The organism is Luteibacter sp. HAY1-4A, assembly GCF_056755355.1.
Genome location: NZ_JBNDHZ010000095.1, coordinates 1 through 2,881, shown reverse-complemented (window position 1 = coordinate 2,881; position 2,881 = coordinate 1). Strand labels below are relative to the sequence as shown.

The window sequence follows — 2,881 nt, the reverse complement described above, 5'->3', positions numbered from 1 at the left end:
GCGGTGAGCTGGCCATGGATTTCCAGGCGACGTCGAGCCGAGGTATAGGTGTCCCCTTGGCGCTCCAGGGTGTAACCGATGGCGCAGGTGCCCTGGGCCAGTGGCGGGAACAGCGCGTTGGGCAGGGTGAAGGACAAGACCTGACCGTCGGCGGTGGCTACCTTCGGCTCAGTGGTGTGCTCCACGGGTGAGCCTTCGGCGGTGATCCCGTCGAGGTGGACGGTGACGATGTCGCCTTGCTGCAGGCTGAACACCTTGGCGGTGATGTCGCCGGTGCCCAACTCCGCGAGGTCGATGACCTTGCCGGCGTCGTCGACGGTGGGAGTGACCCAGGGGGGATCCAGTGCATCGGGGTCTTCGGTCTCCACCAGCGTCGGTGGTGACCACAGCGACCAATTCCCGACGAGGTCGTCGACCTCGTAGTTGACGTTGACGCCGACGCCGAAGCCACCCGCGTCGATGACGGCGCGGTCGACGGGAAAGGTGTAAGGCCGGGATTCTTCCCCCGCCGGCACCGTATGTTCCAGTTCGTTGCCGTCCATGCCCCAGCGCAGGGTGAGCCGGTCGCCTGCGGCTTTGTTCTGCCAGGGTGCGATGGTGACCGTGGCCGAGGCGGTGTCCGGCGCGATGACCAGCGGCTCCACCACCGGCGCGGCGAGGTTCTCGTTGCGGTAGGGCGTGTCTGCCACCGGATCCATGCCCCCGGGCACGGCAAGCTTGAGGCGGATGGACAAGGGGGCAGAGGTGACGGGAAAGCCGAGAGCATTGGTAACCCTGGCAAACACGTCGTACAGGCCGTCGGCGAGGGGGGCGAAGTTGATGGCCGGAACGAAAACCTCGACGACCTTGTCCTTGTCGGCGGCCGAGGCGTCGGTCTGGCCGAAGATGTCGTCGTTGACCAGGACAGCAAGGGTATCGCCGTCTACGAAGCCGTCCCAGGGTCCGACCTGTACGAGCACATTGCGCTTGGGATTGCGCAGGATCTCGTCGTAGCCCAGGCCACCGTCGGTGGTATCGGGAATGCGAGGCGTGGGCAAGTCAGCCGCAGTGGTGCGGATAGGCGGGGCGGTGCTCATTGATGACTTCCTTGTGCGGGTTTTCGTTTGCGTCCGATCAAAAAGCTTCAGCGATATACGCTGAGCGCGTCGTACGCGATTGCCTTCAAGGTCCAGCCTGCGGAGCCATGCTGCACATTGACCCAAAGAGCTTGGGCACCGTTTTCATCCGCAGTCCACCACGTGGCAGGGGCCAGCGGCCACGGAGTCCAGTTAGGACGGATTATCCAATTCATTTCTTCTCCACTAGGGAGATGGCCGCCGGGTCGCTGATATCCCATGGCGCCGTTCCAGATGAACCATCCGATATGTTCCATGATCCAGGCATTGGTCACGGTAACGGAATAGTTGGCAGTTTCACCGGCAGCATCTCCTACGGTGATCGTCGTCGTGCCATTCCTTCGCGCCCGTACGCGACCACTCGCTTCGACCCGAGCGATTTCTGTATTCGATGACGTATAGGTGTACGGGGGTGTCCCTCCCGACGGGGTGCGCGTGATGAAAGTGTTCTCGTAGGGTATCGGTGACAGCGGCATCTCGGGGTCGAGCCATGCATAAGAGAGGCCGTTCAACGAGACGGGTGATTGATCGATGGTCAGCCTCACGGTCAAGGACCGAATGGTCGATTCCGGTTGACTGCCGTAGTTGCCGCGGGCCTTGAAGCCACCTGTGCCGTAGTTGGGATTGAGGGTTATTTCCGTGGTCCATCGGCTGGCATCGACGGTGATCATATCGGCGCGCGGCCCCCGTAGGGTATTTCGCCCCACGAGTCTTCGATCTTTTCGAGGACGGGCGTCACTTCTGAATTGGTTGTGTCGACCTGCTTCGCGGTGTTCATGGATGACCTCCTTGGTCTTTTTCATTTGATTGTTTCAACGCTTGAACCTGCATGAATCAGCCTGGCTACTTCCTTCGAGCGGATATCATTTCCCATCGCATAGCTGACAGGAGCGCTTGTCGTTCGGGTCATTAACATGCAGTCAGATTATCGATCATCCACCTTGCTCCCGCCTGTGGCCCCGGACTCTCGGTTCTCGCAATGAACCGCGCTATAGGTCTTGCGGCGCTGTACTCGAACCAGAGACGCACGTCGGACTGTCCATCGTTTGGAGCAACTCTGATCGCTTGGATTAACAAACCTTGTTCATCGAACATATCGACAAAGGACTCGGCCTGCCAAAGGAAGAAGACCATACCAATTCTAAGGTTCAACACGGTCTTGGCAAACTTCACCTCTACACTGCCTGGTAGAATAAAGTGCTCGGCTTTGTTTTGCAGCTGAACGCTACGGCCGGTAATTTGGGGACCGAACTCATCGTTAAAAAACGGATGTGTTAAAACGTTTGTCCGTAAAATGGTGAGAGTGGCCTGTCCTCCAGCTAAGGAATAGGCGCGGCCCTGCGGCAATGAGGCCCAAATATCGCTACACACGGGCAGTTCTTCGAAATCGAGGACGACCGGATTTGACGCGAGCACCGCCAACGTAAACACGGCCGATTCCGGCTGGCTGCCGTACTGGCCGACGGCCTTGAAGCTGTGGCTACCCAGGGCCAGGCCGGTGAGCTGTTTGCTCCATTGGCCGTTGGCCCCGACGGAGACCTCGCCCTTGGACGCGCTGCCGTCGAAGAGCTCGACGGTCTGGTTTGCCGCGGCGGTACCCGCGAGGGTGAGGGTGGTGTCGAAGGTGGTGCCGTTGTTCGGCACGTCGCCGTTCGTGTCCTGAACACTGACAATGACGGGCGCCCTGCTGCCGATGATCTGGTAGGCCCGCTCGGGCGAAGGATACAAGGCGCTGGGCCGGATCATGTGGCGCACACGGCGGCCTG

The 2,881-nt window shown here is 60.4% G+C and carries 3 protein-coding genes; all 3 read right to left on the bottom strand.

All coding sequences use genetic code 11. The features are described from left to right. The coding region (locus tag ACPYOD_RS19010; RefSeq protein WP_481303253.1) for a hypothetical protein at positions 1-1,076 on the bottom strand (1,076 nt) is incomplete at its 3' end. A gap of 47 nt (positions 1,077-1,123) precedes the next feature. Continuing rightward, entirely contained in the window at positions 1,124-1,918 is a 795-nt protein-coding gene (locus ACPYOD_RS19005) for an Ig-like domain-containing protein (protein WP_481303252.1), read from the bottom strand. A gap of 106 nt (positions 1,919-2,024) precedes the next feature. Continuing rightward, a partial coding sequence (locus tag ACPYOD_RS19000; RefSeq protein ID WP_481303251.1) for a hypothetical protein occupies positions 2,025-2,881 on the bottom strand: 857 nt, incomplete at its 5' end.

Coding starts and splice junctions, on each gene's coding strand:
- ACPYOD_RS19005 (WP_481303252.1), bottom strand. CDS start 1,918: ATGAAAAAGACCAAGGAGGTCATCCATGAACACCGCGAAGCAGGTCGA.